The sequence below is a fragment of the Stenotrophomonas sp. YJH_SMC_53 genome, assembly GCF_059369995.1.
Genome location: NZ_JCAFTF010000015.1, coordinates 1 through 24,216, shown reverse-complemented (window position 1 = coordinate 24,216; position 24,216 = coordinate 1). Strand labels below are relative to the sequence as shown.

Below are 24,216 nucleotides of genomic sequence, written 5' to 3'. Positions count from 1 at the left end.
TGCTTACATTTTTTCCGGGGCACTCACGCCCAGGAGTTCGAGGCCGTTGGCCAGCACCTGGCGCGCCGCGCAGGCCAGGGTCAGCTTGGCGTTGCGATCGGTGGCGTCGTCCACCAGCACCGGCGTCCCGTGATACCACGTGTGGAAGGCATGCGCCAATTCACGCAGGTACTGCGCCACCAGGTGCGGCTCCAGCGCCACGCCGGCCGCTTCCACCACTTCCGGATACCGCGAGATCTCGTTCATCAGCCCCAGCGAGGCATCGTCGGCCAGGCGGCCCAGATTGGCCAGGCCATTGCCCTGCTCGTACACAAGGCCCTTTTCCTGGGCCTGGCGCAGCAGGCTGCAGACGCGGGCGTGCGCGTACTGCACGTAGAACACCGGATTGTCGTTGCTCTGCTGGCGGGCCAGGTCGATGTCGAAGGTCAGCTGCGAATCGGGCTTGCGCGCGATCAGGAACCAGCGGGTCGCATCGCGGCCGGCCTCCTCGATCAGGTCGCGCAGGGTGAAATAGCTGCCGGCACGCTTGGACAGCTTCACTTCCTCGCCGCCGCGCATGACGGTGACCATCTGGTGCAGCACGTATTCCGGCCAGCCCTGCGGGATGCCCACTTCCAGCGCCTGCAGGCCGGCGCGTACGCGCGCCAGCGAGCCGTGGTGATCGGCACCCAGTTCGGTGATCGCGCGCTCGTAGCCGCGCTGCCACTTGGACAGGTGGTAGGCCACGTCCGGTACGAAGTAGGTGAAGGTGCCGTCGGACTTGCGCATCACGCGGTCCTTGTCGTCACCGAAATCGGTGCTGCGCAGCCACAACGCGCCGCCTTCCTCGTAGGTGTGCCCGGAGGCCTGCAGCTTGGCCACGGCCTCGGCGACCTTGCCATCGGCGTACAGCGAGCTTTCCAGGAAGTAGATGTCGAAGTCGACGCCGAAGGCGGCCAGGTCCAGGTTCTGCTCGTTGCGCAGGTAGGCCACGGCGAAGCGACGGATCGCCTGCATGTCGTCCGGGTCCTTGGCGCCGACCACCAGCGTGCCTTCCAGGTCAACGCTGGCGCCGGCCATGTAGGCGCGGGCAACATCGGCGATGTACTCACCGCGGTAGCCGCCTTCCGGCCAGCCTTCTTGGTCCGGCGCAATGCCCTTCACGCGGGCCTGCACCGACAGCGCCAGGTTCTCGATCTGCACGCCGGCGTCGTTGTAGTAGAACTCGCGCTTGGCGTTCCAGCCGTTGGCGTCGAGCACGCGGGCCACGCAGTCGCCGATCGCCGCCGCGCGGCCATGGCCAACATGCAGCGGGCCGGTCGGGTTGGCCGACACGTACTCTACGCCCACCGTGCGGCCATTGCCGGACAGGTTGCGGCCGTAGTCGTGGGCTTCCTTGATGACCGACGCGGCTTCGCGCTGGTATGCAGCCGGAGCCAGGTGGAAGTTGATGAAGCCGGGGCCGGCGATCTCGACCTTGCTGACGTCCTCGCTGCGCGGAAGCGCCTCGACCAGCGCCTGAGCCAGTGCGCGCGGATTGCTGCGCGCGGCCTTGGCCAGCAGCATCGCGGCGTTGGTGGCGAAGTCGCCATGGTCACGGGTCTTCGGGCGCTCGACCACGAAGTCCGGCGGCAGGGAGTCGGCGGGCAGGGTGCCATTGGCGCGCAAGGCTTCGATGCCTTGGCTGATCAGGGCGCGGAGGAGATTTTTCACGAGGCCTGCTGTGAGAATGAGCGGCGGAATCGCCCATTTTAGCGCAGATACCCGCGCCCACGCTGACCAGAACATGCCTGTGGGGGGGATCTGCCCGGCCCTGGTCAGGCCCGCTCAGCCGAACAGGCGTGGCTGGGGCGGGGACAGCAGGCCCCGTTCAGCAAATGAAACGGGGCGGCCTTCGCCGACCACGAAGTGGTCCAGCAGGCGTACGTCCACCAGTGCCAGCGCCTGCTGCAGTTCATCGGTGATCCGGGTATCGGCGCCGGAGGGTTCCGGGTCGCCGGAGGGGTGGTTGTGGCTGAGGATCACCGCTGCCGCATTGTGCAGCAGGGCTCGCCGCACCACCTCGCGGGGGTAGACCGGGGCGGCATTGATGGTGCCCTGGAACAGTTCCTCGCAGGCGATCAGCCGGTGGCGGTTGTCCAGGAACAGCGCCATGAAGATCTCGCGGGCCTGGCCGCGCAGGCGGTGCTGCAGGTAGCGGCCGACCGCGGCTGGGTTGTTGCCGACCGCCTCGCCCTGCTGAAGCTCGGCGGCCAGGTAGCGATGGGCCAGTTCCAGGCCGGCGGCCAGGGCACAGCTTCGTGCCGGCCCCAGCCCCGGCAACCGGGCCAGCTCGCGGGCCGGGCGGTCCAGCAGCACGCGCAGGGGGCCATGCGCCTGCAACAGGTCGCGGGCGGTCTGCACCGCGTCGCGTCCACCGAAGCCAGAGCCGAGGAACAGCGCCAGCAGCTCTGCGTCGGACAACGTGGCGGGGCCGCGGGCGATCAGCTTCTCGCGGGGACGTTCCTGCTCGGGCCAGTCATGGATGGGCATGCCTGCATCATCGCCAGCGCGGGTAATGCGTCCCATCAGGGCAGTGCGCACGCCCGGGTAGGCTGTTGCCTCAGTCGCGTCGCGACTGCAGATAGGCGAACAGCTCCTGGTTGTTCTGCAGCCCCAGCTTGCGCTTGGCTTCGGCCTTCTGCCGGCTGATCGTTTTCGGGCTGCGGCCGCAGTGGACGGCGATGGCGTTCACTTTCAGCCCGGCGGCCAACAGGTCCAGCACTTCCTGTTCGCGGGCCGACAGCGCCGCCGGTTCACGCGCGAACATCAGGTCGCGCGCCTGCAGGTGATGGCGCAACTGCTGCGAGACGAACACCTGCCCGGCCATGGCTGCGTTCAGGGCCTGCGGCAACTCGCCGAAATCGGCGCACTTGTCGACCAGGCCACTGACACCTTCACGCAGCAGGCCATCGAGCAGGCCGGGGTGACGGGCGCCGGTGAGCACCACCACGGGCAGGCCCGGGTGGCGTGCGCGCAGCTCAGCGATCAGTTCCGGGCCATCCGGGCCGGTACCCGGCATGGAGAGGTCGGTCAGTACCGCGTCGCAGCCGTGGTGCACGACCAGCTGCAGCAGCTGGGCGCCGTCACGCGCGCTGCCGACGACCTCCATCAGATGGGTCTGCAGCACGATGCGGATGCCGTGCAGGACGACGGGATGGTCGTCGGCGATGATGATGCGCGGGTGCACGCGGGATCCTCGAAAAGCGAAGCGGCACACCAGCGGTGGCCACTGACGATTCTGCAAACGTGGCCGGCCTACAGGTATAGGAAAGTTCCGAATCGCGGTGTCTTGAACCCCGGAAGCGTTGTGGTGCAAGTCCCATCTGCTGATAGCCGCCCGCTATGTGCGCTGTGCACCGGGACATTACCGACCATCGGGTAAGCTAATGCCCTCGTTTGCACAGGAATTCCAGGTGGCTGACTCCCCCAACGCTTCCCCCGCGCCGGCCCGCGCGCTGGAAGGCCAGAAACTGCTGTTGTGCGTCGGAGGCGGGATCGCGGCCTACAAGGCCCTGGAGCTGGTGCGGCGCCTGCGTGACGCGGGCGCCCAGGTGCAGGTGGCGATGACCGCCGGCGCCCAGCAGTTCGTCACCCCCCTCAGCTTCCAGGCCCTGTCCGGGCAGCCGACCCGCACCACGCTGTGGGACAGCGCCGCCGAGCAGGCCATGGGCCACATCGAGCTGGCCCGCTGGGCCGACCGCATCGTGGTCGCGCCGGGTACCGCCGATCTGCTGGCGCGGCTGGCCCAGGGCCATGCCGATGACCTGGTCAGCACCCTGTGTCTGGCCAGCACCGCACCGCTGACGATCTGCCCGGCAATGAACCACCGGATGTGGCTGCATCCGGCTACCCAGGCCAACATCGCCCTGCTGCGCCAGCGCGGTGCGCAGGTGATCGGCCCGGTCGATGGCCCGCTGGCCGAAGGTGAATCCGGCCCCGGTCGGCTGGCCGAACCGGGCGACATCGTGGCCGCGCTGGCGACCAATGGCGGGGTCGTTGCGACGGTTGCCGCGCCGGAAACCCGTGCCCTGCAGGGGTTGCGCCTGCTGATCAGTGCCGGCCCGACCTACGAAGACATCGATCCGGTGCGCTACGTCGGCAACCGCAGCAGCGGCAAGATGGGCTTCGCCCTGGCCGCCGCCGCCGCCGCGCTGGGCGCGCAGGTGGTGCTGGTCAGTGGCCCGGTCCAGCTGCCGACGCCGCCGGGCGTGCAGCGCATCGATGTGCGCTCGGCCGCGCAGATGCGCGATGCCGTACTGAAGTCGCTGCCCGCCGACATCTATATCGGTGCCGCCGCAGTGTCCGACTACACCCCGCGCCAGGTCGCCGCGCAGAAGCTGAAGAAGACCGCCGACAGCCAGTCGCTGGTGATCGAGCTGGTGCGCACGCCGGACATCCTGGCCGAAGTCGCCGCGCAGACGCAGTCGCTGAAGTTGGTGGTCGGCTTTGCCGCCGAGACCCATGACGTGGAGAAATATGCTCGCGGCAAGCTGATCGACAAGCGCCTGGACCTGGTGATCGCCAACCAGGTCGGCATCAGTGGCGGTGGTTTCGAGAGCGACAACAATGCCGCCACGGCCTTCTGGCAGGACGGTGAACAGGTATTCCCGGCCACCTCCAAGCGCGAACTGGCCGAACAATTGCTGGCGCTGATCGCGCGGAGACTCCAGGCATGACCCAGGCATCCCTTTCCCAACCGCTGCAGGTCAAGCTGCTCGATCCGCGCTTCGGCGACAGCTGGCCGCTGCCGGCCTACGCCACCGAAGCCAGCGCCGGCATGGACCTGCGCGCGGCGCTGGATACCGCGCTGACCCTGCAGCCGGGCGACACCGCGCTGGTGCCCAGCGGCTTGGCCATCCACATTGCCGACCCGAACCTGTGCGCGGTGATCCTGCCGCGTTCCGGGCTGGGCCATCGGCATGGCATCGTGCTGGGCAACGGCACCGGCCTGATCGATGCCGACTACCAGGGGCCGCTGCTGATCAGCGTCTGGAACCGTGGCCGCGAGGCCTTCACCATCGAGCCCGGCGATCGCATCGCGCAGCTGGTGGTGGTTCCGATTGCCCGCGTCAGCCTGCAGGTGGTGGATACTTTCACCGACAGCGTGCGGGGCACGGGTGGATTCGGCCATACCGGGGTGCGTTGACAGGGGACATCGATGAGCGGCATCGGGGAAGGACAGCGGGGACGGTCGTTGGGTCGCAGTGCACCTCTACTGGGGGTGCTGTTGATCCTGTTGGCCGGCTGGTTCGGATGGAGCGCGGTGCAGCAATGGCGGCAGGAGGCCAACGGGCAGGCGCTGGAAGAAGCGCGTGACCAGGCTGTGCAGGGCCTGCAGCAGGCCGCTGCAGGCCAGTTGCAGCAGCTGCAGCAGCAGTTGAAGAACGATCGCGTGCAGCAGGCGCTGCAGGCCGGCGATGCCGCTGCGGCGGCGCTGGCCGTGCGCGAGAGCTGGACCGGAGTTGAGCAGGTCGAGGTGCTGACGGCCGATCTGGCCAACGCCTATGCCGATCCGGCCACCTTCGGGTATGCACGCCTGGCCCTGCTGGAAGCTGCGCTGGCCGAGGCCAGGCCCAGCCTGCGCGTGGTCCGCGACGGCGGCGGCAATCGCCTGGGCCTGGCCGCGCCGGTGCAGCTGGGCAGCTTGGGGCCGGCCGTGATCTATGTGCGCCAACCGCTGCTGCGGCTGACCTCGCCGCTGGACCAGGTGCGCGCGCCGTCCGCCGGCTTCCTTGGCCTGCGCCAGGGCGGCTTCGATCTGGTCACCCAGGGCGACGCGGGCCTGGCCGAAAGTGCGGAAGCCCTTGCGCGCCCGGTTGCAGGCACACCGTTGCGGCTGGTCGCGTCGGTGCCGAATGTCGACGCCGGTCCGCTGGGCCTGGGCGCGCTGGCCAGCGCCATTGTGGCGTTGCTGCTGGCGTTCATTGCCGTGTTGCTGGTGGTGGGACGTGACCGACTGCCGAAGTCGCTGCCCTTGCCGCGCCGCGCCGCAGCGTCCGAGGCCGACCATGGCCCGACCCTGAGCGAGAGCCTGCAGCAGGCGCCGCCACCCGAGGCCGCTGTGACCGGCAGTGGCGATGCCGCGCCACCGCCGCCACCGCCAGTGCCCGCTGAAGAGCTGGCCGCCGGCATCTTCCGTGCTTATGACATCCGCGGCGTGGTGGGCAGTGAACTGACACCGAAGACCGCGGCGCTGATCGGCCAGGCCATCGGCACCGTGGCACTGGAGCAGGGCCTGCGCGAGGTGGTGATCGGTCGCGATGGCCGCCTGTCCGGCCCGGAACTGGCCGCAGGGTTGGCCGAGGGCCTGAGGCGCGCCGGTTGCGCGGTGATCGACATCGGCCTGGCACCGACTCCGGTCGTGTACTACGCCGCCTTCCATCTGCGTACCGGCACCTGCGTGGCAGTCACCGGCAGTCATAACCCGCCCGAGTACAACGGCTTCAAGGTGGTCATCGGCGGCGAGACGCTGTCCGGCGATGCCATCACCGATCTTTACCAGCGCATCGTCGAGGGCCGCCTGGTGCAGGCCGCCGAGCCGGGCGACTACCAGCAGCGCGATGTCAGTGCCGACTACATCCAGCGCATCGCCGATGACGTGCAGCTGGACCGTCCGCTGAAGGTCGTGGCCGATGCCGGCAATGGCGTGGCCGGCGCACTGGCGCCGCAGCTGCTGGAAGCGATCGGCGCCGACGTCATCCCGCTGTACTGCGATGTCGACGGTACCTTCCCCAACCATCATCCCGACCCGAGCGAACCGGCCAACCTGGAAGACCTGGTGCAGACGGTCAAGCGCTTTGGCGCCGATCTCGGCGTTGCCTTCGATGGCGACGGCGACCGGCTGGGCGTGGTGACCGGCGAAGGCCGGATCATCTACGCCGATCGCCTGCTGATGCTGTTTGCTGCCGATGTGTTGATGCGCAATCCGGGCGCGATGGTGATCTACGACGTGAAGTGCACCGGCAAGCTGTCAGACCACGTGTTGCGCAACGGTGGCAGCCCGCTGATGTGGAAGACCGGGCATTCGCTGATGAAGGCGAAGATGCGCGAGACCGATGCCGAGCTGGCCGGCGAGATGAGCGGCCACTTCTTCTTCAAGGAACGCTGGTTCGGTTTCGACGACGGTCTGTACGCCGCTGCGCGATTGCTGGAGATCCTGGCCCAGCGCGAGGAAACGCCGGGCGAGGTGCTGGGCGAGCTGCCGGAAATGGTCGCCACGCCGGAGCTGAAGGTACCGGTGGCCGACGGGACGCCGCATGCCTTGGTGGCGATGCTGGTGGCGGCGGCGCAGTCCCCGGACAACCCGTATGTGGGTGGCCGCCTGTCGACCATCGACGGGCTGCGCGTGGACTTCGCCGATGGCTGGGGCCTGGTGCGTGCCTCCAATACCACGCCGGTGCTGGTGCTGCGCTTCGAAGGCAACGACGAGGCGGCACTGGAACGCATCCAGGCCCTGTTCCGCAGCCAGCTGCAACCAGTGCTGGGCGACACCCCGCTGGGGTTCTGACCGATCCTGGTGGGTGCCGACCGTTGGTCGGCACGCCTTGCCCGCTCTTGGTAGGTGTCGACCCTGGTCGACACACCCTCACCCCTTGAACCGCAACCCCACGCCCGGCTCGGTGAACAGGTAGCGCGAATCCAGCGCCGAATCGCCCAGCTTGTGCCGCAGCTTGCCGACCAGGATGCGCAGGTAGTGAGTGTCGTGCTGGTGGGTCGGCCCCCAGATCTCCTGCAGGATCTGCGGCTGGGTCACCACCCGTCCGGCATTGCGCAGCAGCAGCGACAGCAGCGCGTATTCCTTGCGGGTCAACGCCACCGGCTCACCCTGCAGGGCGACTTCGCGACGCACCAGGTCCACGTGCAGGTGGCCATCGTCGAACACCGGCGGCGTGCCATCGGTCGGCACGCTGCGCGTGCGCAGCAGCGCCCGCACGCGCGCCATCAGTTCCTGCGTGCCGAACGGCTTGGTCACGTAGTCGTTGGCGCCGGTATCCAGTGCGCGCACCTTCTCGGCTTCGCCGGCGCGCACGGTCAGCATGATCACCGGCACCTGGCTCCACTGGCGCAGCTGTTCCAGGACCTCGTGGCCTTCCATGTCCGGCAGGCCGATATCCAGGATCACCAGGTCCATGTCCTCGCTGGCGGCCAGCTGCAGGCCTTCCTGGCCGGTGGCGGCCTGCCGCACCTGGTAGCCCTGCGCGCGCAGGCTGATGTCCAGGAACCGGCGGATCTGGGTTTCATCATCGATCACCAGCACGCGTGCGGCCGGCACGCTGGCATCAATCGGGGTCGGGCTCATCGTGGGAGGCTGGCTTGAGCAGGGGCAGGGTGATGCGGATCAGGGTACCGCGACCGTCGCGTCCGGGCAGCGCCTGCACGCTGCCGCCATGTGCGCCGATCATGCCCTGGCAGATGGTCAGGCCCAGGCCGGTGCCGTGGCGGCCTCGGTCACCGCGCTCGACGCTGTAGAACATGTCGAAGATGCGCGCGCGCTCGTCATCGGGAATGCCGGGGCCGGCGTCGATCACGTCGATGCGCAGCTGGCCGTCCAGCTCGCGCGCCTGTACCTGCACGGCGGCGTCGGGCGGCGAGAACTTGGCCGCGTTCTCCATCACGTTGAACACGGCCTGTTCGACCAGCGCCGGGTGCACCCAGATCGGTGCCAGCGTGGCTGGAATGTCCAGCTCCAGCCGCACCTTTGGCTGGTAGCGCTGCAGGCGCCGTGCCGCCGAGCCGATCAGCTCGTCCACGCCGATCCAGTCGCGGTTGATCTTCAGCCCTTCGTGGCCGAGCCGGGTCATGTCCAGCAGGTTCTGGATGTAGCGGTCCAGCCGTTCGCCCTCGACCAGGATGGTGTCCAGCAGGGCGCGGCGATCAGCGGTATCCATCGCTGCACCGTAGCTGGCCAGGCTGTCGGCCGACCCGATCATCGCCGCCAGCGGCGAGCGCAGGTCGTGCGACACCGAGGAGAGCAGGGCCGAGCGCAGCCGCTCGGTCTCGTTGCTGACGTGCGCCTGCTCCAGTTCCGCCACCAGCCGCGTGCGCAGCGCGGCCTGGGCGATGTCATCGACCATCGCTTCGGCCAGCTGCCGCTGCTCGGGCAGCAGGCGCGCCTGTGCGCCGGGCAGGTACAGGCCGGCCACGCCGATCGCACGGTCTTCGCCGTCCAGCAGCGGCAGGAACCACCATTGCGCGCCGGCCAGGGTATCGGTGAAACGCCCGCTGGGCTGGCCGTGGCGCAGCGCCCAGTCGGCGGCAGCCAGGTCGGTATCGCCGGGCTGGCTGCGGCCGCCGGCGGCGGTATCGGTGCCGATCCGCAGCCACGCCGGCACGTCCAGGGCCTGCTCCAGCGCATGCCGGCCCGCCTGTGCCACCTCGCCGTTGCCGGCCGCGCTGGCCAGCTGGCGTCCCAGCTGCTGGCGCGCGCGCGCATGGCGGTTGGCCGCACGCAGCGCGATGACCTGCATGCGCAGGCGCGAGGCCAGGCGCCCGGCCACCAGTGCCGCGGCCAGGAACAGGAAAACGGTGATCACGCCCTGGCGTGCACCGATGGCGAAGGTGAAGCGCGGCGCGATGAACAGGAAGTTGTAGGCGAGGAAACACAGGATCGCGGCCATCACCGCCACGCTGGCGCGCGTGCGTGCAGCCACCAGTACCACCGCGACGATGAACACCATCGACAGGTCGGCCATGCCCACCCAGTGTTCGGCCAGCCACGCCACCGCACAGGCCAATGCGGTCGCGATCAGGGCTTGTGCAGGCTCGTAGCTGATGCCGCGCATCGGCGGCAGCAGGCTCTCGCGGCGCGAGCGTGCGCGTGCCTGCGGCGTGCTGATGATGGTGATCTCGTAATGCGCGCCACGCTGGATCAGCTGCTGGGTCAGGGTGCGGTTGAACATCCGTGCCAGTGGACGTTCGCGGGTACGGCCCAGCACCAGGGTCGACACGCCGTTGTGTGCGGCATGGTCGAGCAGGGCATCGGCAATGCTCGATCCATGCAGCAGTTCGGCGTCGCCGCCCAGCCGCCTTGCCAGCGCAAAGGCCGCATCGATCTCGCGCCGGGTCGCCTCGTCCTGGCGCCGGCCCTGCACGGTCACTACCGTCCACGGTGCGTCGCGGCGCTCTGCGATGCGCCGCGCCACCCGCACCAGGTATTCGCTCTGGCCGCCCCCGTCGATGGCCACCAGAACGCCGCGACGCAGGGGCAGATTGCCTTCGCCACGCGCGGCGCGGGTTTCGCGCAGGCTGCTGTCGACGCGGTCGGCGGCTTCCTGCATCGCCAGTTCGCGCAGCGCGGTCAGGTTGGCCGGCGAGAAGAACGCCTGCAGGGCCTGTGCGGCTTGTTCGGGCACATAGACCTTGCCCTGCTGCAGGCGCGCGATCAGTTCGCGCGGCGGCAGATCGACCAGCACGATGTCGTGCAGGCGGTCGAGCACGCCGTCGGGCACGGTCTCGCTGACGCGCACGCCGGTGATCCGCATCACCACGTCGTTGAGGCTTTCCAGATGCTGGATGTTGACCGTGGTCCAGACGTCGATGCCGGCGTCCAGCAGCTCCATCACATCCTGCCAGCGCCGCTCATGGCGGCTGCCCGGTGCATTGCGATGGGCCAGTTCGTCCACCAGTACCAACGCTGGATGCCGTGCCAGCACGGCATCCAGGTCCATCTCCTGCAGGGCATGGCCGTGATAGGCCACGTCCTTCAGCGGCAGCTGCGGCAGGCCCTCCAGCAGCGCCTGGGTATCGGTGCGTCCATGGGTTTCCACCAGGCCCACCACCAGGTCGACGCCGCGGCGCAGCTGTTCCTGCGCGCGGGTCAGCATGGCGTAGGTCTTGCCCACGCCCGGCGCCGCACCGAGGAACACGGTCAGCTTGCCGCCGGCTTCGCGTTGCAGGCCTTCAACCAGGGCATCGGCCTGGCGGGTACGTGCATCAGTCATGGGGGCCGCTGTCATGGCCACCATTGTGCGCGCAGCAGGTGCAGCCCAGCATCACGGCGCCTTGGCCGCATGGTCCAGCGCGAAGTTCAGCGTCACCACGTTCACCCGTGGCTGCCCGAACAGGCCCCACTGGCGCCCTTCGGTATGCGCCTGCACCAGTGCCTGCACGCGCTCCACCGGCAGGCCACGGGCACGCGCCACGCGTGCTACCTGCAGCTGCGCCGCCGCCGGCGACAGCTGCGGATCCAGTCCGCCGGCGGACTGGGTGACCAGGTCCGCTGGCACCTGCGCCGGGGCGACACCTTCGCGCGCGGCCACCGCAGCGGTGCTGGCGGCGACGCGCTCGGCCAGCGCCGGGTTGCTGCGCGCCAGGTTGGAACCGGCCGCGGCCATCGGGTCGTAGTTGGCCGCCGACGGACGCGCCTGGAAGTAGCCGTCAGCGGTGAACGGCTGCGCCAGCCAGGCCGAGCCGCGCACCTGGCCGCTGCCATCGCGCAGCAGGCTGCCTTCGGCCTGGGTCGGGTAAGCCAGGCCGGCAAAGCCGGTGGCGATGCCGGCATAGACCGCGCCGGCCAGCAGCAGGGTGGCCAGGCCCAGGCCGATCGCCGGGCGCCAGCGGGCGCCATCCTGCAGGCTGGCCACGCGGGCCTCGGCCTTGGCGTCGCCCGGAAGGGAAGATGAGGTGGAAGCAGAACGGTTCATGCGCCGAATACCAGGACAAGAAGGAGGTCAATCGCCTTGATCGCTGCGAACGGCAGCAGCACGCCGCCGAGGCCGTACACCAGCATGTTCCGGCGCAGCAGTGCGGTGGCGGTGGCCGGGCGGAAGCGCACGCCACGCAGGGCGAGCGGGATCAGCGCGGGAATCACCAGGGCGTTGAAGATCAGCGCCGCCAGCACCGCGTTGCGCGGGCTCGACAGCTGCATCACGTTCAGTGCGGCCATGGTCGGAACGGCCACGGCGAACAGCGCCGGCAGGATCGCGAAGTACTTGGACACGTCGTTGGCCAGCGAGAAGGTGGTCAGCGCGCCGCGGGTGATCAGCTGCTGCTTGCCCACTTCCACCACCGACAGCAGCTTGGCCGGGTCCGAATCGAGGTCGACCATGTTGCCGGCCTCCTTCGCCGCCTGCGTGCCGGAGTTCATCGCCAGGCCGATGTCGGCCTGGGCCAGCGCGGGAGCATCGTTGGTGCCATCGCCCACCATCGCCACCAGTCGGCCACCGGCCTGTTCCTGGCGGATGCGTGCCAGCTTGTCTTCCGGACGGGCCTCGGCGATGTAGTCGTCGACGCCAGCCTCGGCGGCAATGGCTGCTGCCGTCAGCGGGTTGTCGCCGGTGATCATCACCGTACGGATGCCCATCGCCCGCAGCTGCGCGAACTTCTCGCGCATGCCGTGCTTGACCACGTCCGACAGCTCGATCACGCCCAGCACGTGGCGACCCTCGGCCACCACCAGCGGGGTGGCGCCATTGCGCGCGACCTGCTCGACGCGGCCGGCCAGTTCAGCCGGCACGTTGCCGCCCAGCGCCTGCACGTGGGCGCGGATCGCATCGGCAGCGCCCTTGCGGATCTGCCGCCCATGTTCCAGATCCACGCCGGACATCCGGGTCTGGGCACTGAAGGCCAGGTAGTCGGCATGGTCTGGCTCGGCGGTGGCGCAGCCCTGTTCGCGCGCCAGGCGCACGATCGACTTGCCTTCCGGGGTCGGGTCGGCCAGCGAGGACAGCAGCGCCGCCTCGCGCAGTTGGCTGGCATCGATGCCGGCCAGCGGATGGAAGTGGCTGGCCTGGCGGTCGCCGTAGGTGATGGTGCCGGTCTTGTCCAGCAGCAGCACGTCGACGTCCCCGGCCACTTCCACCGCCTTGCCCGACTTGGCCAGTACGTTCGCGGCCAGCGCACGGTTCATGCCGGCGATGCCGATGGCCGGCAGCAGGCCGCCAATGGTGGTCGGGATCAGGCACACCAGCAGCGCGATCAGCAGCAGCGGATCGACCTTGACGCCGACGGCTGCACCAATGGCCGGCAACGTGGCCACCACCACCAGGAAGGTCAGCGTCATCGCCGCCAGCAGCAGGGTCAGCGCGATCTCGTTGGGGGTCTTCTGGCGGTTGGCACCTTCCACCAGCGCGATCATCCGGTCCAGGAAGCTGTGGCCCGGCTCGGCGGTCACCCGCACGATGATCTGGTCGGACAGCACCTTGGTGCCACCGATCACACCGGAACGGTCGGTACCTGCCTCGCGCAGCACCGGTGCCGATTCGCCGGTCACCGCCGCTTCGTTGATGGTGGCCAGGCCCTGCACGATCTCGCCATCGGCCGGCACCAGCTCACCAGCACTGACGATCACATGGTCGCCCGGGCGCAGTTCGGCGGCCGGCACCTGGGCTTCTGCGGCACCCGGCTGCGGCGCCGCCAGCCGGCGTGCCACCAGGTCCTGGCGGGCACGGCGCAGTGACGCGGCCTGGCCACGGCCACGCGCCTCGGCCACTGCTTCGGCGAAATTGCCGAACAACACGGTCACCAGCAGGATCGCGGTCACTGCCAGGCCGAAGCCCAGCGGCGCATTGCCGGTCAGTGTGACGATGGCCGCGACGATCGTGCCAGCCATCACCACCGCCATCACCGGGCTGCGCACCAGGTGCATCGGCGAGAGCTTGCGTACTGCTTCGACCAGCGCACGGCGCAGGCCGGCGCCATCAAGCAGCGCAGGGCGCGGGGCAAGGGAACTACGGGTGGAACTTGCGTGGGTACTCATCGGGGTGTCCTTAGTGCAGTCCCAGGCTGAGGTGGTCGGCGATCGGGCCGAGTACCAGCGCCGGCATGAACTGCAGCACGGTCAGGATGACGATCACCGAGACCAGGGTCAGGGCGAAGGTCGGGGTTTCGATCTGCAGGCTGCCGGCAGACTCCGGCGCCTGGCGCTTGGCGGCCAGCTGTGCGGCCACCACCAGCGGGATGATCAGCAGCGGGAAGCGGCCCAGCAGCAGCACCAGCGAGCAGCTCAGGTTCCACCACAGCGTGGCGTCGCCCAGCCCCTCGAAGCCCGAGCCGTTGTTGGCGTAGGCCGAGACGTACTCGTAGAACACCTGGCTGATGCCATGGAAGCCCGGGTTGGAGGTAGCGGCCAGCCCGGGCACGGCCAGGGTGATCGCGGTGAACACCAGCAGGGTGATCGGCTGCAGCAGCACCAGCAGGGCCAGCAGGCGTACCTGTGGCGTCTCCAGCTTGCGGCCGAACAGTTCCGGCGTACGTCCGGTCATCAACCCGGCCAGGAACACGCCCAGCAGCAGGTACACGATGAACTGCTGCAGGCCACAGCCGATGCCGCCCCAGATCGCGCTGACCAGCATGTTGACCATCGCGATGCCGCCACTCAGCGGCGCCAGCGAGTCATGCATGCCGTTGACCGACCCGTTGGAGACCTGGGTGGTCACCGCCGCCCACAGCGCCGTGCCGTCGGCGCCGAAGCGCACCTCCTTGCCTTCCATCAGCAGCGGCGTGGCGGCGCTGGCACTGTGCCCTTCGCTCCACACCATCGCGCCGGTGGACAGCAGCGACATGCCCAGCATGCAGCTGAACACCAGGGCGCCGAACCGGCGCCGGCCGGTGAACGCACCGATCATGAAGATCACCGCCATCGGCACCAGCAGGATGCCGACGATCTCCAGCGCGTTCGACAGCGGGGTCGGGTTCTCCAGCGGGAAGCTGCTGTTCGGGCCGTACCAGCCGCCACCGTTGGCGCCCAGCTGCTTGGCCGCGACCATCGCCGCCACCGGGCCCAGCGGCAGTTTCTGTCCGGTCATGCCGGCGCTGGCATCGATCGGCGTGGCCTGCGGGCCACCGGCCATCGTCGACGGCACGCCCTGGCTGGTCAGCAGCAGGGTCCACACCAGGCACAGCGGCAACAGGAAGCGCACGCACAGGCGCACCACGTCCACGTAGTAGTTGCCCACCGCCACCTGGCGGTCGTCGCCGGCACCGGTGGCCGCCGCAGCCTGCGGCGCACGCGAGAACAACGCGCGCAGCGTGGCCACAGCCAGCGCCAGGCCCATCATCGGTGTCACCACCTGCAGGCCGGTGATGCCGGTCATCTGTGAGAGGTAGGACAGCTGGGCCTGGCCCGAATAGTGCTGCTGGTTGGTGTTGGTCAGGAACGAGATCATCGTGTGCAGCGCGGTGTCCCAGCGCATGTTCGGGATCTGGTCCGGGTTCAACGGCAACCAGGCCTGGGTCATGAACACCGCCTGGGTCAGTACGGCGATCACTACGTTGCTCAGCACGAAGGCCAGCACGTAGCCGCGCCAGGACATCGCGCGCGAGGGATCGACGCCGAACACCTTGTACAACGGCTTTTCGATCCAGTTGAACAGCACGTCGGCCTTCATCGGCGTGCCGCGCATCACGCGCGCCACGTACAGGCCCAGCGGCCACGCCAACAACAGGCTGGCGGCAATAATCACAAGCATCTCGGTCATGGCAGGCTCCGCTCAGAACGACTCGGGCCGCAGCACGACATAAAGGAGATAGGCGGCGGCGACCAGCACCAGCACGCCACACAACAACGACAGCCAGGGGGACATTGCAATAGCGTCCTGGTGGAACCCCTCCACCTCAGGCCGTCATCGTCGTCCTGCCGCCCATAAACGCACTACGCGCCGGACCGTGCCGACGCGTAAAGAGTGCATAAATTCCGTGGGCCAAGCCGTAACCAGGCGCCGCCCACTGTAGAGCCGGGCCCATGCTGGGCTGCTCTTTCCCAAGGCCACGCGGAGCCAAGCATGGGCTCGACCCTACAAGCGAATCACGGCGCCTGGCTCGCTGGCGCCACGCCCTTCAGCTCGCGGTAGCGCTGCAGCGTGCTGTCGATCTCGGCCTTCAGCGCCTGCTGCTGCTGCAGGAACCCGGCCTGCAGGCGCTGCTGCGCCCGCAACTGCACGTGCCGCTGACGGATCGCCTCGGCCTGCTTGTCGGCCACCTTGCCACCGGCCAGTTCTCGGTCGCCAGCGGCCGACAACAGCGCCACCAGCGATTCGCGCAGGCTGGTGACGTTGTACTCGGCGGTCTTCAGGTTGTTGTCGAGCACTTCCTGGCGCTCGGCGAACACCCGGCGCAGGTCGTCCTCGCTGCCATAGGTGGACAGCATCGCCTGTTCGGTGCGCTGGCGGGTCTGCTCGGCCATCAGGTCCAGCTGCTGCTGCTGCGCCTCGGTGCTGGCCGCGGCGCGCTCTTCGTCGGTCAACGCGCGCTGGACCTGCGCATTGCGCAGGCCGCTCTTCGCGTTGAACTCCTCGCGGGCGTGATTGACCGCATCGGCTGGCAGCGAATCGCTGCAGATCCGCTCCTTGCCCTCGTTCCAGCAATACAGCTTCTTCTCCACTTTGCCGCCGTCGCGCGACTGCGCCGGCACGGTGGACGGCACGGCCAGCAGCAGGCCGGCAAAGAGAACGGCAGGAACTCGGGACATGACCTTTCCCCTGGGTCGGTCAGCGGATCGAACGGACGCCGTACTGGGCCCGGTAGGCTTCCAGCGGCTGGCGGTAACCCACAAGTTCCGGGTTGCCGGAGGCGAAATCAAGCAGATCGGCCAGCGACGCCACGGCGATCACCGGAATCCCGGCCTCTTCGGCCACCGACTGCGCCGCCGAGCGGCGGTCGGTTTCCGAGGCGATCTCCTGGCGGTCCAGGGCTACCACGATGCCGGCCGGGGTGCCGCCGGCAGCGCGGATGATGCCCAGCGCTTCGCGGATCGCGGTACCGGCGGTGATCACGTCGTCGACGATCAGCACGCGCTTGCCATTCATGTCGGCGCCGATCAGCTGGCCGCCTTCGCCGTGGTCCTTGGCTTCCTTGCGGTTGAACGACAGCGGCAGGTCGCGGCCGCGCTGGGCCAGCTCGCAGGCCATCGCGGTGGCCAGCGGAATGCCCTTGTAGGCCGGGCCGAACACCACGTCGTACTTGATCCCGCTGGCATCGATGGCATCGGCATAGCAGGCGCCGAGCTGGGACAGCAGCGAACCGGAGTCGAAACGGCCGGCGTTGAAGAAATAGGGGCTCAGCCGGCCAGACTTGAGGGTGAACTGGCCGAAGCGCAGGGCGTCGGCAGTCAGGGCCAGCTGCAGGAAACGGTGGCGGTGGTCGCTCATCAAAACTCGATTCATCTTCATTTGGAGCACAAATCCTAATCCAGCTGGGCGTTTCGCGCTCGTCCGGCCCCGCGTGAAGGCTGTCGCGGCGCTGCCTGGCGGACTGCGCAGCCCCACGGGCAACCGGTATGCTTGCCCGGTTTCCCGCCGCAGGTCCCCGCATGCGCATCATCAGTTTCAACGCCAATGGCATCCGTTCCGCCGCGACCAAGGGCTTCCTGGACTGGTTCCGTGCCCAGGACGCCGACGTCCTGTGCATCCAGGAAACCAAGGCCCAGGAAGACCAGCTGACCGACCCGATGTTCCGTCCGGATGGCCATCACTGCTTCTACCGCGACGCCATCACCAAGAAGGGCTACAGCGGTGTGGCGATCTACAGCAAGCGCGAGCCGGACCAGGTCATCACCTCGCTGGGCTGGGCCCCGTTCGACGACGAAGGCCGCTACATCGAGGCGCGCTACGGCAATCTCAGCGTGGTCTCTTTCTATATTCCCTCCGGCAGCTCGGGTGACCTGCGCCAGGGCTTCAAGTTCGAAGTGATGGAATGGCTGCGCCCGATTCTGGAGGAGTGGGCGCGCAGCGGCCGCGACTACGTGCTGTGCGGCGACTGGAACATCGTGCGTTCGGCGCTGGACATCAAGAACTGGAAGTCCAACCAGAAGAATTCCGGCTGCCTGCCGGAGGAGCGCGACTGGCTCAACGCCCTCTGCGCCGACCATGGCCAGGCCACCGATGTCGCCGCCGGCCGCGGTTGGGCCGATGCCTACCGCCTGCTCAATCCCACCGGCGAGGATTACACCTGGTGGAGCAACCGCGGCGCCGCCCGCGCCAACAACGTCGGTTGGCGCATCGACTACCAGTTCATCACGCCGGGCCTGCGCGACAAACTGCGTAGCTGTTCGATCTACCGCGACGAGCGCTTCTCCGACCACGCCCCGTTCACCGTGGACTACGACCTGTGACCGAGGCCGCCACGCCGGTCAGCTACAAGGGCTGGGCAGGCATCAAGCGCGCCTTCGGTACCCCGTCGGCGCTGACCATGGCCATGCTTGGCTTCGGCAGTGGCCTGCCGTTCCTGCTGATCGCTTCGCAGACGCTGTCCACGCGCCTGCGCGACGTCGGCCTGGACCTGGGCAGCATCGGCCTGATCAGCCTGGCCAGCTTCTTCTACCTGCTCAAGTTCCTGTGGGCGCCGCTGCTGGACCGCTATGCATTTCCGCTGCTGGGCGCGCTCGGCCGCCGCCGTTCGTGGCTGCTGGTATCGCAGGTGCTGGTGCTGGTCGGCCTGGTCGCACTGGCCTTCGTGCGGCCGGAAGAGGGCGTCTGGCCACTGGTGATGTGGGTGCTGGTGGCGTCGTTCGCTGGCGCCACCCAGGACTCAGCGGTCGATGCCTACCGTATCGAGATCGCTCCGCAGACCGCGCAGGCCGCGCTGGCGGCCACCTATACGCTGGGCTACCGGATCGGCCTGATCCTGGCCGGTGCCGGCGCGCTGTACCTGGCGCAGTTCGAAGGCTGGATCGTCGCCTACCTGGCGATGGCCGCGCTGATGCTGCTGCCGATCGTCACTACCCTGCTGTGCGCCGAACCGGAGCGCCCGGCCACGGCGGTGCAGCGTCGCATCGATATCGCCGAAGCCTTCGTCCAGCCCATCTCCAGCTTCTTCAGCCGTAATGGCGTGGCGTTGGCCCTGGTGCTGCTGGCCTTCGTCGGCCTGTTCAAGTTCCCCGATCAGGTGATCGGCGTGATGGCCGGGCCGTTCTATCTCGATTCGGGGTTCGACAAGGCCGACATCGCCACCGTGTCCAAGCTGTTCGGTGTATGGATGGGGATCGGCGGTGCGTTCCTGGGGGGTATTGCGGTGGCCGCATTCGGCTTCCGGCGCATGCTGCTGGTGGCCGCACTGGGCGTGGCGATGTCCAACCTCGCCTTCCTGCTGATGGCGCACAACCCAGGCAAGCTGTGGGCGTTCTATGCCGCGCTCAGTGCCGACAACCTGTTCCAGGGGTTCGCCGGCACCGTGCTGGTGGCCTTCATGTCGTCGCTGACCGACCGCAACTTCACCGCCACGCAGTACGCGTTGCTGGTATCGCTGGCCAACCTGCCGGGCAAGTTCATCGGCGGTGTCTCCGGATACATCGTTGAAGCGACGTCCTACAGCACGTTCTTCATCCTCAGCTCGATCACTGTGGTGCCGACCCTGCTGCTGCTGGCCTGGCTGTGGCCGCGGATCGCCGACCGCGGGCCGCCGCCGGTCGCCTGATTGCCTGCCCGCCCGGACTGCGGGATCATCGCCCCCGACGCGCCGAGGGGGCGGTGCCTTGCGAACGGGGAAGTGAGCATGGCCGACGTTGTGCTGCGGGACCTGGACCCGCTGCTGCTGGAACGTATCCGACGTGTCGCGGTCGCCCGCGGCTGGACCCATGAACAGACCTGCGCCGCCTTGTTGGAGCAGGGCCTGTTCAGCAGTGAACTGGAGGTTCGCTCCGGCTTCGGCGATCCCGAAGTGGACGCCCTCTCCGATGCGATCGCCGCCCTGCAGGCCTTGCCCGCAGGGCAGGGCTTCGATTAGCGGCTTTGTAGAGCCGAGCCCACGCTCGGCTGCCCGGTGAATCCACGCCGTGCGTGGATGGCGCCACCTCACGCCAGGTGGATTGCCCCAAGGATCCGCGGCCCCTTCGCTCCGGTCACGCTCGGCAGGTTGCCGGCCAGCCCGTCCATCGTCCGCTGCGCCAGCCAGGCGAATCCCATCGCCTCCACGTACTCCGGGTCCAGCCCATGCACCGCGCTGGACTCCACCTGCACCTCCGGCAGCCGCGCCGCCAGCCGCTTCATCAGCTGCCGGTTGCGTACGCCGCCGCCACAGACCAGCAGGCGCCGGGTCTGCGGCTGCTGCGCCAGCAGCGCATCGGCCACGGTTGCCACGGTCAGCTCCAGCAGCGTGGCCTGCACATCGGTGGCGGCGTACTGGCCTTCCCCCATGTGCGCCTCGGCCCAGGCCAGGTGGAACTGCTCGCGCCCGGTGCTCTTCGGCGGCGGCAGCGCGAACCACGGGTCCGAACGCCAGCCGGCCAGCAGGCCCTCGTCCACCGCGCCACTGGCGGCATACGCGCCATCGGCATCGAAGGTACGGCCGGTGTGGCGCTGGCACCAGGCATCCATCAGCGCGTTGGCCGGGCCGGTATCGAAGCCGCGCACCGCGCCTTCGCGCGGGATCAGGGTCAGGTTGGCGATGCCGCCCAGGTTGAGCACCGCGCGGTCTTCATCGGCGGCACCCAGCATGCCCAGGTGGAAAGCCGGCATCAGCGGCGCACCATGCCCCCCGGCCGCTACGTCGCGACGGCGGAAGTCGGATACTGTGGTGATTCCGGTCAGTTCGGCGATGCGGTTGCCGTCGCCCAGCTGCACAGTGAACGCCGGATCGGCCAGCGGGCGGTGTCGCACGGTCTGGCCGTGCGAGCCGATCGCGCGCACCTGGCTGCGGTCCACGCCGGCTTCGGCCAGCAGCTGGTTGGCGGCCTCGGCGAAGTTGATCGCAATCCGCGCGTCCAGTTCGCCCAGCTCCTCCAGCGAATCCAACGGGCCACCTTCGCCCAGCGCCACCAGCCGCGCGCGCAGCACCGGTTCCCAGCGTGCGGTCAGGCCGTGCACGAAGCGGCAGCCACCGCCCGCGGGAAACTGCACCAGCGCGGCGTCGATGCCGTCGGCGCTGGTGCCCGACATCAGGCCAAGATACAGGGGGGCGTCAGCGTCGGCAGTAGTGTTCATGGCAGGCACAAAAAAAGGACGCGGCAAGCTTGGGCTGCCGCGTCCTTGCTCGTCAACGCAGGGGCTCAGCCGCGCTTGCGGCCGGTCGCCTGCTTGTCCTTGGCGCTGGCCACCTCGGCGGCGGCCTCGTCGCGGCTGGTCGGTGCCGGGCTGGCATCGGCGTAGATCAGCTTCTCCATGCCCTGGATGCGGGCCATCGCTGGCGCGGTCTGCGCGCGGAAGGCGACCAGCTCGGCGCCCTTCAGCGGCTCCGGCGGCGGCATGGTCACGGTCAGCGGGTTGCGGTGTTCGCCGTTGACCCGGAATTCGTAGTGCAGGTGCGGCCCGGTCGCCAGGCCGGTCGAGCCGACATAGCCGATCACCGTGCCCTGGGCCACGCGCTGGCCGGTCCTGATGTTCGCAAAGCGCGACATGTGGCCGTACAGGGTGGTGTGGCCTCGACCGTGGTCGAGGATCACCACATTGCCGTAGCCGCGCTGCACGCCCGCGAACTGCACGCGGGCATCGCCGGCGGCCATGATCGGCGTGCCGGTACGCGCGGCGTAGTCCACGCCCTTGTGCATGCGCATCTTGCCCAGCACCGGGTGCTTGCGTGCGCCGAAGGTCGAGCTCAGCCGCGCGAACGGGATCGGCATGCGGATGAAGCTCTTCTTCAACGAACGGCCGTTGATGTCGTAGTACTCGGACTTGCCGTTGCGGTCGAAGCGGAAGCCGGAATAGGTCTTGCCCCCGGTGGTGAAGGTCGCCGCCAGGATCTTGCTGGTGTCCACCTTCTCGCCCTCGCGCCAGGTCTCGTCCATCACCACGCTGAAGCGGTCGCCCGGCTGCAGGTCCTTGGAGAAGTCGATGTCGTACTTGAAGATGTCGTCGGTCATCGTCGCGATCGCCGACGGCGACAGCCCGGCCCGGCGGGCCGCGGCATACAGCGAACTGGTGATCTCGCCGCTGGTGACCACGGTACGCGTGGAAGTCTCGCGCCGCGTCACCTTCTCCTTGATGTCATCGCCGGCCAGGCTCAGTTCCACCCGGTTGTCGGCGTCGCGATCGAAGCGGATGCTGCGCAGGTCGCCGGACAGCGGCATGTCGAAGGCGATCTCGGCGCCCGGGCGCAGCTTGGTCAGCGCCTCGCGCGCACCGGGGTGCTCCAGCACCCGGTGCAGGGTGCTGGCCGGAATGCCGGCTTTGTCGAACAGGTCGCTCAGGGTCTGGCCGCGCTGGATGCGCAGCACCTGCCAGCTGTCGCCCGGCACCTGCTGCTGGCGGGCCATGGTCAACGGCGGCAGCGGCAGCGCCAGGCTGGTGTGGCTGTCCGCGTAAGGCGCATCAATGGTGTGCGAGAAACCGGGGACGATCGTCGCCACCAGGGCGCCGATGGTCGCAAACAGGCTGGCGTGCATCCAATGGCGGCGGGTCCAGCGCTCATTGAAGGCGGCGGGAAGGTGTTGCCTGAGCTTCCGATGCAGGGCGTTGTCGTGCAGGACGTGAAGGCGTTCCTGGAAGCGCTGCTTGCGTGCGCGCCCTTGTTCGGAATTGTGCATCGGCGGTTTTTTCCTGGCGGCCCGGGAGCGCGGGCCTGATCGCCGGTTACCATAGACACCCGAGAAAACCGCGTCAAACCCTTGTGCCCATTGGCTTTTGTGAAGCCAATCGGGTTAACTTTGCTTTAACACCCCACACAAGAATCGGCGTTGCCGGGAGTAGTCACGTGTCCTCGATTGAAGAAGCCCTTGCCCTGATCGGCCGCGGTGCCGACGAGATCCTCAAGCTCGAGGATCTGCGTGCGCGCCTGCAGGAAGGCCGCCCGCTGCGGATCAAGGCCGGCTTCGACCCCACTGCGCCCGACCTGCACCTGGGCCACACGGTGCTGCTGAACAAGATGCGCCAGTTCCAGGACCTCGGCCACCAGGTCATTTTCCTGATCGGCGACTTCACCGGCATGATCGGCGATCCCTCGGGCAAGAGCCTGACCCGCAAGCCGCTCAGCCGCGATGACGTGCTGGCCAACGCCCGTACCTACGAGGAACAGGTGTTCAAGGTGCTCGACCGCAGCCGTACCGAAGTCCGCTTCAACTCGGAGTGGTTCGGCAAGATGGGCGCGGCCGACATGATCCGCCTGGCCGGCCAGCACACCGTGGCACGCATGCTCGAGCGCGACGACTTCGCCAAGCGCTATGCCGCCCAGCAGTCCATCGCCATCCATGAGTTCCTGTACCCGCTGGTGCAGGGCTACGACTCGGTGGCCCTGGAGGCCGACGTCGAGCTGGGCGGTACCGACCAGAAGTTCAACCTGCTGATGGGCCGTGGCCTGCAGGAACACCATGGCCAGAAGCCGCAGGTGGTGCTGACCATGCCGCTGCTGGAAGGCCTGGATGGCGTCAACAAGATGTCCAAGTCGCTGGGCAACTACATTGGTATCAGCGAGCCGGCCATCGACATCGTCACCAAGACCATGAAGGTGGACGACACCCTGATGTGGCGCTGGATCGAGCTGCTGTCCTTCGACATCAGCCAGGCCGAGGCCGTGCAGCTGCGCGAGCAGGTGGCCAATGGCGGCCTGAACCCGCGCGTGGTCAAGCTGCGCCTGGCGCGTGAGCTGGCGACCCGTTTCCACGACGCCGTGGCGGCAGAGCAGGCGATTGCCGGCTGGGAGGCGGCGGTGACCGGGCAGGGCGACATCACCCAGTTGCCGCTGCAGGATGTGGCGATCCCGGCCGAAGGCCTGCGTATTGCCGCGTTGCTGACGGCGGCCGGCCTGACCCCGAGCAACTCCGAAGCCAACCGCAAGCTCAAGGAGCGCGCGGTGAAGGTGGACGGTGAAGTGGTTGAAGACGGCCAGCAGGTGCTGCAGCCGGGCTTCGAAGGCCTGCTGCAGGTCGGCAAGCGCACCTTCGCCCGCGTGCGCCTGGTTGCTGGCTGAGAAGAAGGAAGGGCCGGCGCCAGCCGGCCCTTCCTTATGCTCTTGTAGAGCCAAGCCCACGCTTGGCTCATCTTCGCGGGAGCCTACCGCAGCGCGCCGGATGAACGGATGCAACATCCGGTGAAAAAAATCGCCACACCCCCTTCACAAATGATCGGAATGGGGACATACTTCTCCTCCCCCGTCGCAGGGGTCGCCACCAAGGGGCTTCAGCGACAACAGGGCGCCCACCACCGCCGAACGAGATGATCGAACGAAGGTGTTGACGGACTGAAAAAGTCTGGCATAATGGGCGGCTCGCTACGAAGGAAACTTCGCAGCACACGGGAACGGCGCTGAGGCCACTTCCCCGGATCTTTGAAAGTATGCGCAGGTATCTTGTGAAGGCGCCTGCAGGAAGGATGATTGTCCATCTTGCAGACGTTT

Annotated in this window: 20 protein-coding genes; 7 read left to right on the top strand and 13 right to left on the bottom strand. The window is 68.3% G+C overall.

The window, feature by feature from the left end; genetic code table 11:
* Positions 1-3: 3 nt before the first annotated feature.
* The 3 genes from argS to AC5P7X_RS18495 form a co-directional block, all read right to left on the bottom strand.
* Positions 4-1,692 carry an arginine--tRNA ligase gene (gene argS / locus AC5P7X_RS18505; protein ID WP_005420518.1) on the bottom strand — a complete coding sequence of 563 codons (1,689 nt, stop codon included), beginning with the start codon at positions 1,690-1,692 and terminating at the stop codon, positions 4-6.
* A gap of 114 nt (positions 1,693-1,806) precedes the next feature.
* Positions 1,807-2,511: a RadC family protein gene (gene radC, locus AC5P7X_RS18500; RefSeq protein ID WP_014035697.1), complete on the bottom strand. Its 705-nt coding sequence runs from the start codon at positions 2,509-2,511 to the stop codon at positions 1,807-1,809.
* A 70-nt stretch (positions 2,512-2,581) separates the two neighbouring features.
* Positions 2,582-3,208, bottom strand: coding sequence for a response regulator (locus tag AC5P7X_RS18495; RefSeq protein WP_005420514.1), 627 nt, complete (start codon positions 3,206-3,208; stop codon positions 2,582-2,584).
* 199 nt (positions 3,209-3,407) lie between these two features.
* Between AC5P7X_RS18495 and coaBC the strand changes: the two genes are divergently transcribed.
* Genes coaBC through AC5P7X_RS18480 form a run of 3 tightly spaced genes read left to right on the top strand, consistent with a single transcriptional unit; the run spans position 3,408 to position 7,528 of the window.
* Positions 3,408-4,697, top strand: coding sequence for a bifunctional phosphopantothenoylcysteine decarboxylase/phosphopantothenate--cysteine ligase CoaBC (gene coaBC, locus AC5P7X_RS18490; RefSeq protein ID WP_005420512.1), 1,290 nt, complete (start codon positions 3,408-3,410; stop codon positions 4,695-4,697).
* Complete coding sequence (dut, locus tag AC5P7X_RS18485; RefSeq protein ID WP_005420510.1) at positions 4,694-5,167, top strand: dUTP diphosphatase; 474 nt, start codon at positions 4,694-4,696, stop codon at positions 5,165-5,167. Before coaBC ends, dut begins: the two co-directional genes overlap by 4 nt.
* A 12-nt stretch (positions 5,168-5,179) precedes the next feature.
* Complete coding sequence (locus AC5P7X_RS18480; protein WP_053499476.1) at positions 5,180-7,528, top strand: phosphomannomutase/phosphoglucomutase; 2,349 nt, start codon at positions 5,180-5,182, stop codon at positions 7,526-7,528.
* A 78-nt stretch (positions 7,529-7,606) separates the two neighbouring features.
* Here the strand turns inward: AC5P7X_RS18480 and AC5P7X_RS18475 are convergent, their stop codons facing one another.
* The 8 genes from AC5P7X_RS18475 to pyrE all read right to left on the bottom strand — a co-directional run bounded on the left by AC5P7X_RS18475 (position 7,607) and on the right by pyrE (position 17,105).
* The gene (locus tag AC5P7X_RS18475; RefSeq protein ID WP_005420506.1) at positions 7,607-8,320 is read right to left on the bottom strand and encodes a response regulator transcription factor; all 714 of its coding nucleotides are present in this window, start codon (positions 8,318-8,320) and stop codon (positions 7,607-7,609) included.
* Positions 8,301-10,961: an ATP-binding protein gene (locus AC5P7X_RS18470; RefSeq protein ID WP_053500336.1), complete on the bottom strand. Its 2,661-nt coding sequence runs from the start codon at positions 10,959-10,961 to the stop codon at positions 8,301-8,303. The genes AC5P7X_RS18475 and AC5P7X_RS18470 overlap by 20 nt, the downstream gene beginning before the upstream one ends.
* A gap of 51 nt (positions 10,962-11,012) precedes the next feature.
* Positions 11,013-11,663 (bottom strand): potassium-transporting ATPase subunit KdpC, encoded by a 651-nt coding sequence (gene kdpC / locus AC5P7X_RS18465; protein ID WP_171958093.1) that lies wholly within the window; start codon positions 11,661-11,663, stop codon positions 11,013-11,015.
* On the bottom strand, positions 11,660-13,717 hold the full coding sequence (gene kdpB / locus AC5P7X_RS18460) for a potassium-transporting ATPase subunit KdpB (protein ID WP_053500333.1): 2,058 nt from the start codon (positions 13,715-13,717) through the stop codon (positions 11,660-11,662). The genes kdpC and kdpB overlap by 4 nt, the downstream gene beginning before the upstream one ends.
* Positions 13,718-13,727: 10 nt before the next feature.
* Positions 13,728-15,437 (bottom strand): potassium-transporting ATPase subunit KdpA, encoded by a 1,710-nt coding sequence (gene kdpA / locus AC5P7X_RS18455; RefSeq protein WP_005420476.1) that lies wholly within the window; start codon positions 15,435-15,437, stop codon positions 13,728-13,730.
* 12 nt (positions 15,438-15,449) lie between these two features.
* A complete protein-coding gene (locus AC5P7X_RS18450) occupies positions 15,450-15,542 on the bottom strand; it encodes a potassium-transporting ATPase subunit F (protein ID WP_005407770.1) in 93 nt (30 codons plus the stop codon).
* Between the two features lie 221 nt (positions 15,543-15,763).
* The gene (locus tag AC5P7X_RS18445) at positions 15,764-16,426 is read right to left on the bottom strand and encodes a hypothetical protein (RefSeq protein WP_005420473.1); all 663 of its coding nucleotides are present in this window, start codon (positions 16,424-16,426) and stop codon (positions 15,764-15,766) included.
* 19 nt (positions 16,427-16,445) lie between these two features.
* Positions 16,446-17,105, bottom strand: coding sequence for an orotate phosphoribosyltransferase (gene pyrE / locus AC5P7X_RS18440; protein ID WP_005420471.1), 660 nt, complete (start codon positions 17,103-17,105; stop codon positions 16,446-16,448).
* Positions 17,106-17,266: 161 nt separating this feature from the next.
* Here pyrE and AC5P7X_RS18435 point away from each other — a divergent pair, with 161 nt between their 5' ends.
* From AC5P7X_RS18435 to AC5P7X_RS18425, 3 genes are all read left to right on the top strand, one after another.
* On the top strand, positions 17,267-18,067 hold the full coding sequence (locus AC5P7X_RS18435; protein ID WP_005420469.1) for an exodeoxyribonuclease III: 801 nt from the start codon (positions 17,267-17,269) through the stop codon (positions 18,065-18,067).
* Positions 18,064-19,368, top strand: a complete 1,305-nt coding sequence (locus AC5P7X_RS18430) for an AmpG family muropeptide MFS transporter (RefSeq protein ID WP_053500327.1) — start codon at positions 18,064-18,066, stop codon at positions 19,366-19,368. Before AC5P7X_RS18435 ends, AC5P7X_RS18430 begins: the two co-directional genes overlap by 4 nt.
* Positions 19,369-19,446: 78 nt before the next feature.
* Positions 19,447-19,677, top strand: coding sequence for a hypothetical protein (locus AC5P7X_RS18425; protein ID WP_005420465.1), 231 nt, complete (start codon positions 19,447-19,449; stop codon positions 19,675-19,677).
* Between the two features lie 68 nt (positions 19,678-19,745).
* Here the strand turns inward: AC5P7X_RS18425 and AC5P7X_RS18420 are convergent, their stop codons facing one another.
* Positions 19,746-20,873 (bottom strand): anhydro-N-acetylmuramic acid kinase, encoded by a 1,128-nt coding sequence (locus AC5P7X_RS18420; protein WP_053500325.1) that lies wholly within the window; start codon positions 20,871-20,873, stop codon positions 19,746-19,748.
* Between the two features lie 65 nt (positions 20,874-20,938).
* A complete protein-coding gene (locus tag AC5P7X_RS18415; RefSeq protein WP_495215245.1) occupies positions 20,939-22,411 on the bottom strand; it encodes a M23 family metallopeptidase in 1,473 nt (490 codons plus the stop codon).
* A 167-nt stretch (positions 22,412-22,578) separates the two neighbouring features.
* Here AC5P7X_RS18415 and tyrS point away from each other — a divergent pair, with 167 nt between their 5' ends.
* The gene (gene tyrS, locus AC5P7X_RS18410) at positions 22,579-23,790 is read left to right on the top strand and encodes a tyrosine--tRNA ligase (protein WP_005420460.1); all 1,212 of its coding nucleotides are present in this window, start codon (positions 22,579-22,581) and stop codon (positions 23,788-23,790) included.
* Positions 23,791-24,216 lie beyond the last annotated feature (426 nt).

Bases quoted from the DNA above. Each gene is read 5' to 3' on its own strand.
- kdpB (WP_053500333.1), bottom strand. From the start codon at position 13,717: ATGAGTACCCACGCAAGTTCCACCCGTAGTTCCCTTGCCCCGCGCCCT.
- AC5P7X_RS18475 (WP_005420506.1), bottom strand. From the start codon at position 8,320: ATGAGCCCGACCCCGATTGATGCCAGCGTGCCGGCCGCACGCGTGCTG.
- AC5P7X_RS18470 (WP_053500336.1), bottom strand. From the start codon at position 10,961: ATGACTGATGCACGTACCCGCCAGGCCGATGCCCTGGTTGAAGGCCTG.
- AC5P7X_RS18480 (WP_053499476.1), top strand. From the start codon at position 5,180: ATGAGCGGCATCGGGGAAGGACAGCGGGGACGGTCGTTGGGTCGCAGT.
- AC5P7X_RS18450 (WP_005407770.1), bottom strand. From the start codon at position 15,542: ATGTCCCCCTGGCTGTCGTTGTTGTGTGGCGTGCTGGTGCTGGTCGCC.
- coaBC (WP_005420512.1), top strand. From the start codon at position 3,408: ATGCCCTCGTTTGCACAGGAATTCCAGGTGGCTGACTCCCCCAACGCT.
- pyrE (WP_005420471.1), bottom strand. From the start codon at position 17,105: ATGAGCGACCACCGCCACCGTTTCCTGCAGCTGGCCCTGACTGCCGAC.
- AC5P7X_RS18435 (WP_005420469.1), top strand. From the start codon at position 17,267: ATGCGCATCATCAGTTTCAACGCCAATGGCATCCGTTCCGCCGCGACC.
- AC5P7X_RS18425 (WP_005420465.1), top strand. From the start codon at position 19,447: ATGGCCGACGTTGTGCTGCGGGACCTGGACCCGCTGCTGCTGGAACGT.
- kdpA (WP_005420476.1), bottom strand. From the start codon at position 15,437: ATGACCGAGATGCTTGTGATTATTGCCGCCAGCCTGTTGTTGGCGTGG.
- AC5P7X_RS18420 (WP_053500325.1), bottom strand. From the start codon at position 20,873: ATGAACACTACTGCCGACGCTGACGCCCCCCTGTATCTTGGCCTGATG.
- AC5P7X_RS18415 (WP_495215245.1), bottom strand. From the start codon at position 22,411: ATGCACAATTCCGAACAAGGGCGCGCACGCAAGCAGCGCTTCCAGGAA.
- radC (WP_014035697.1), bottom strand. From the start codon at position 2,511: ATGCCCATCCATGACTGGCCCGAGCAGGAACGTCCCCGCGAGAAGCTG.
- dut (WP_005420510.1), top strand. From the start codon at position 4,694: ATGACCCAGGCATCCCTTTCCCAACCGCTGCAGGTCAAGCTGCTCGAT.
- AC5P7X_RS18445 (WP_005420473.1), bottom strand. From the start codon at position 16,426: ATGTCCCGAGTTCCTGCCGTTCTCTTTGCCGGCCTGCTGCTGGCCGTG.
- kdpC (WP_171958093.1), bottom strand. From the start codon at position 11,663: ATGAACCGTTCTGCTTCCACCTCATCTTCCCTTCCGGGCGACGCCAAG.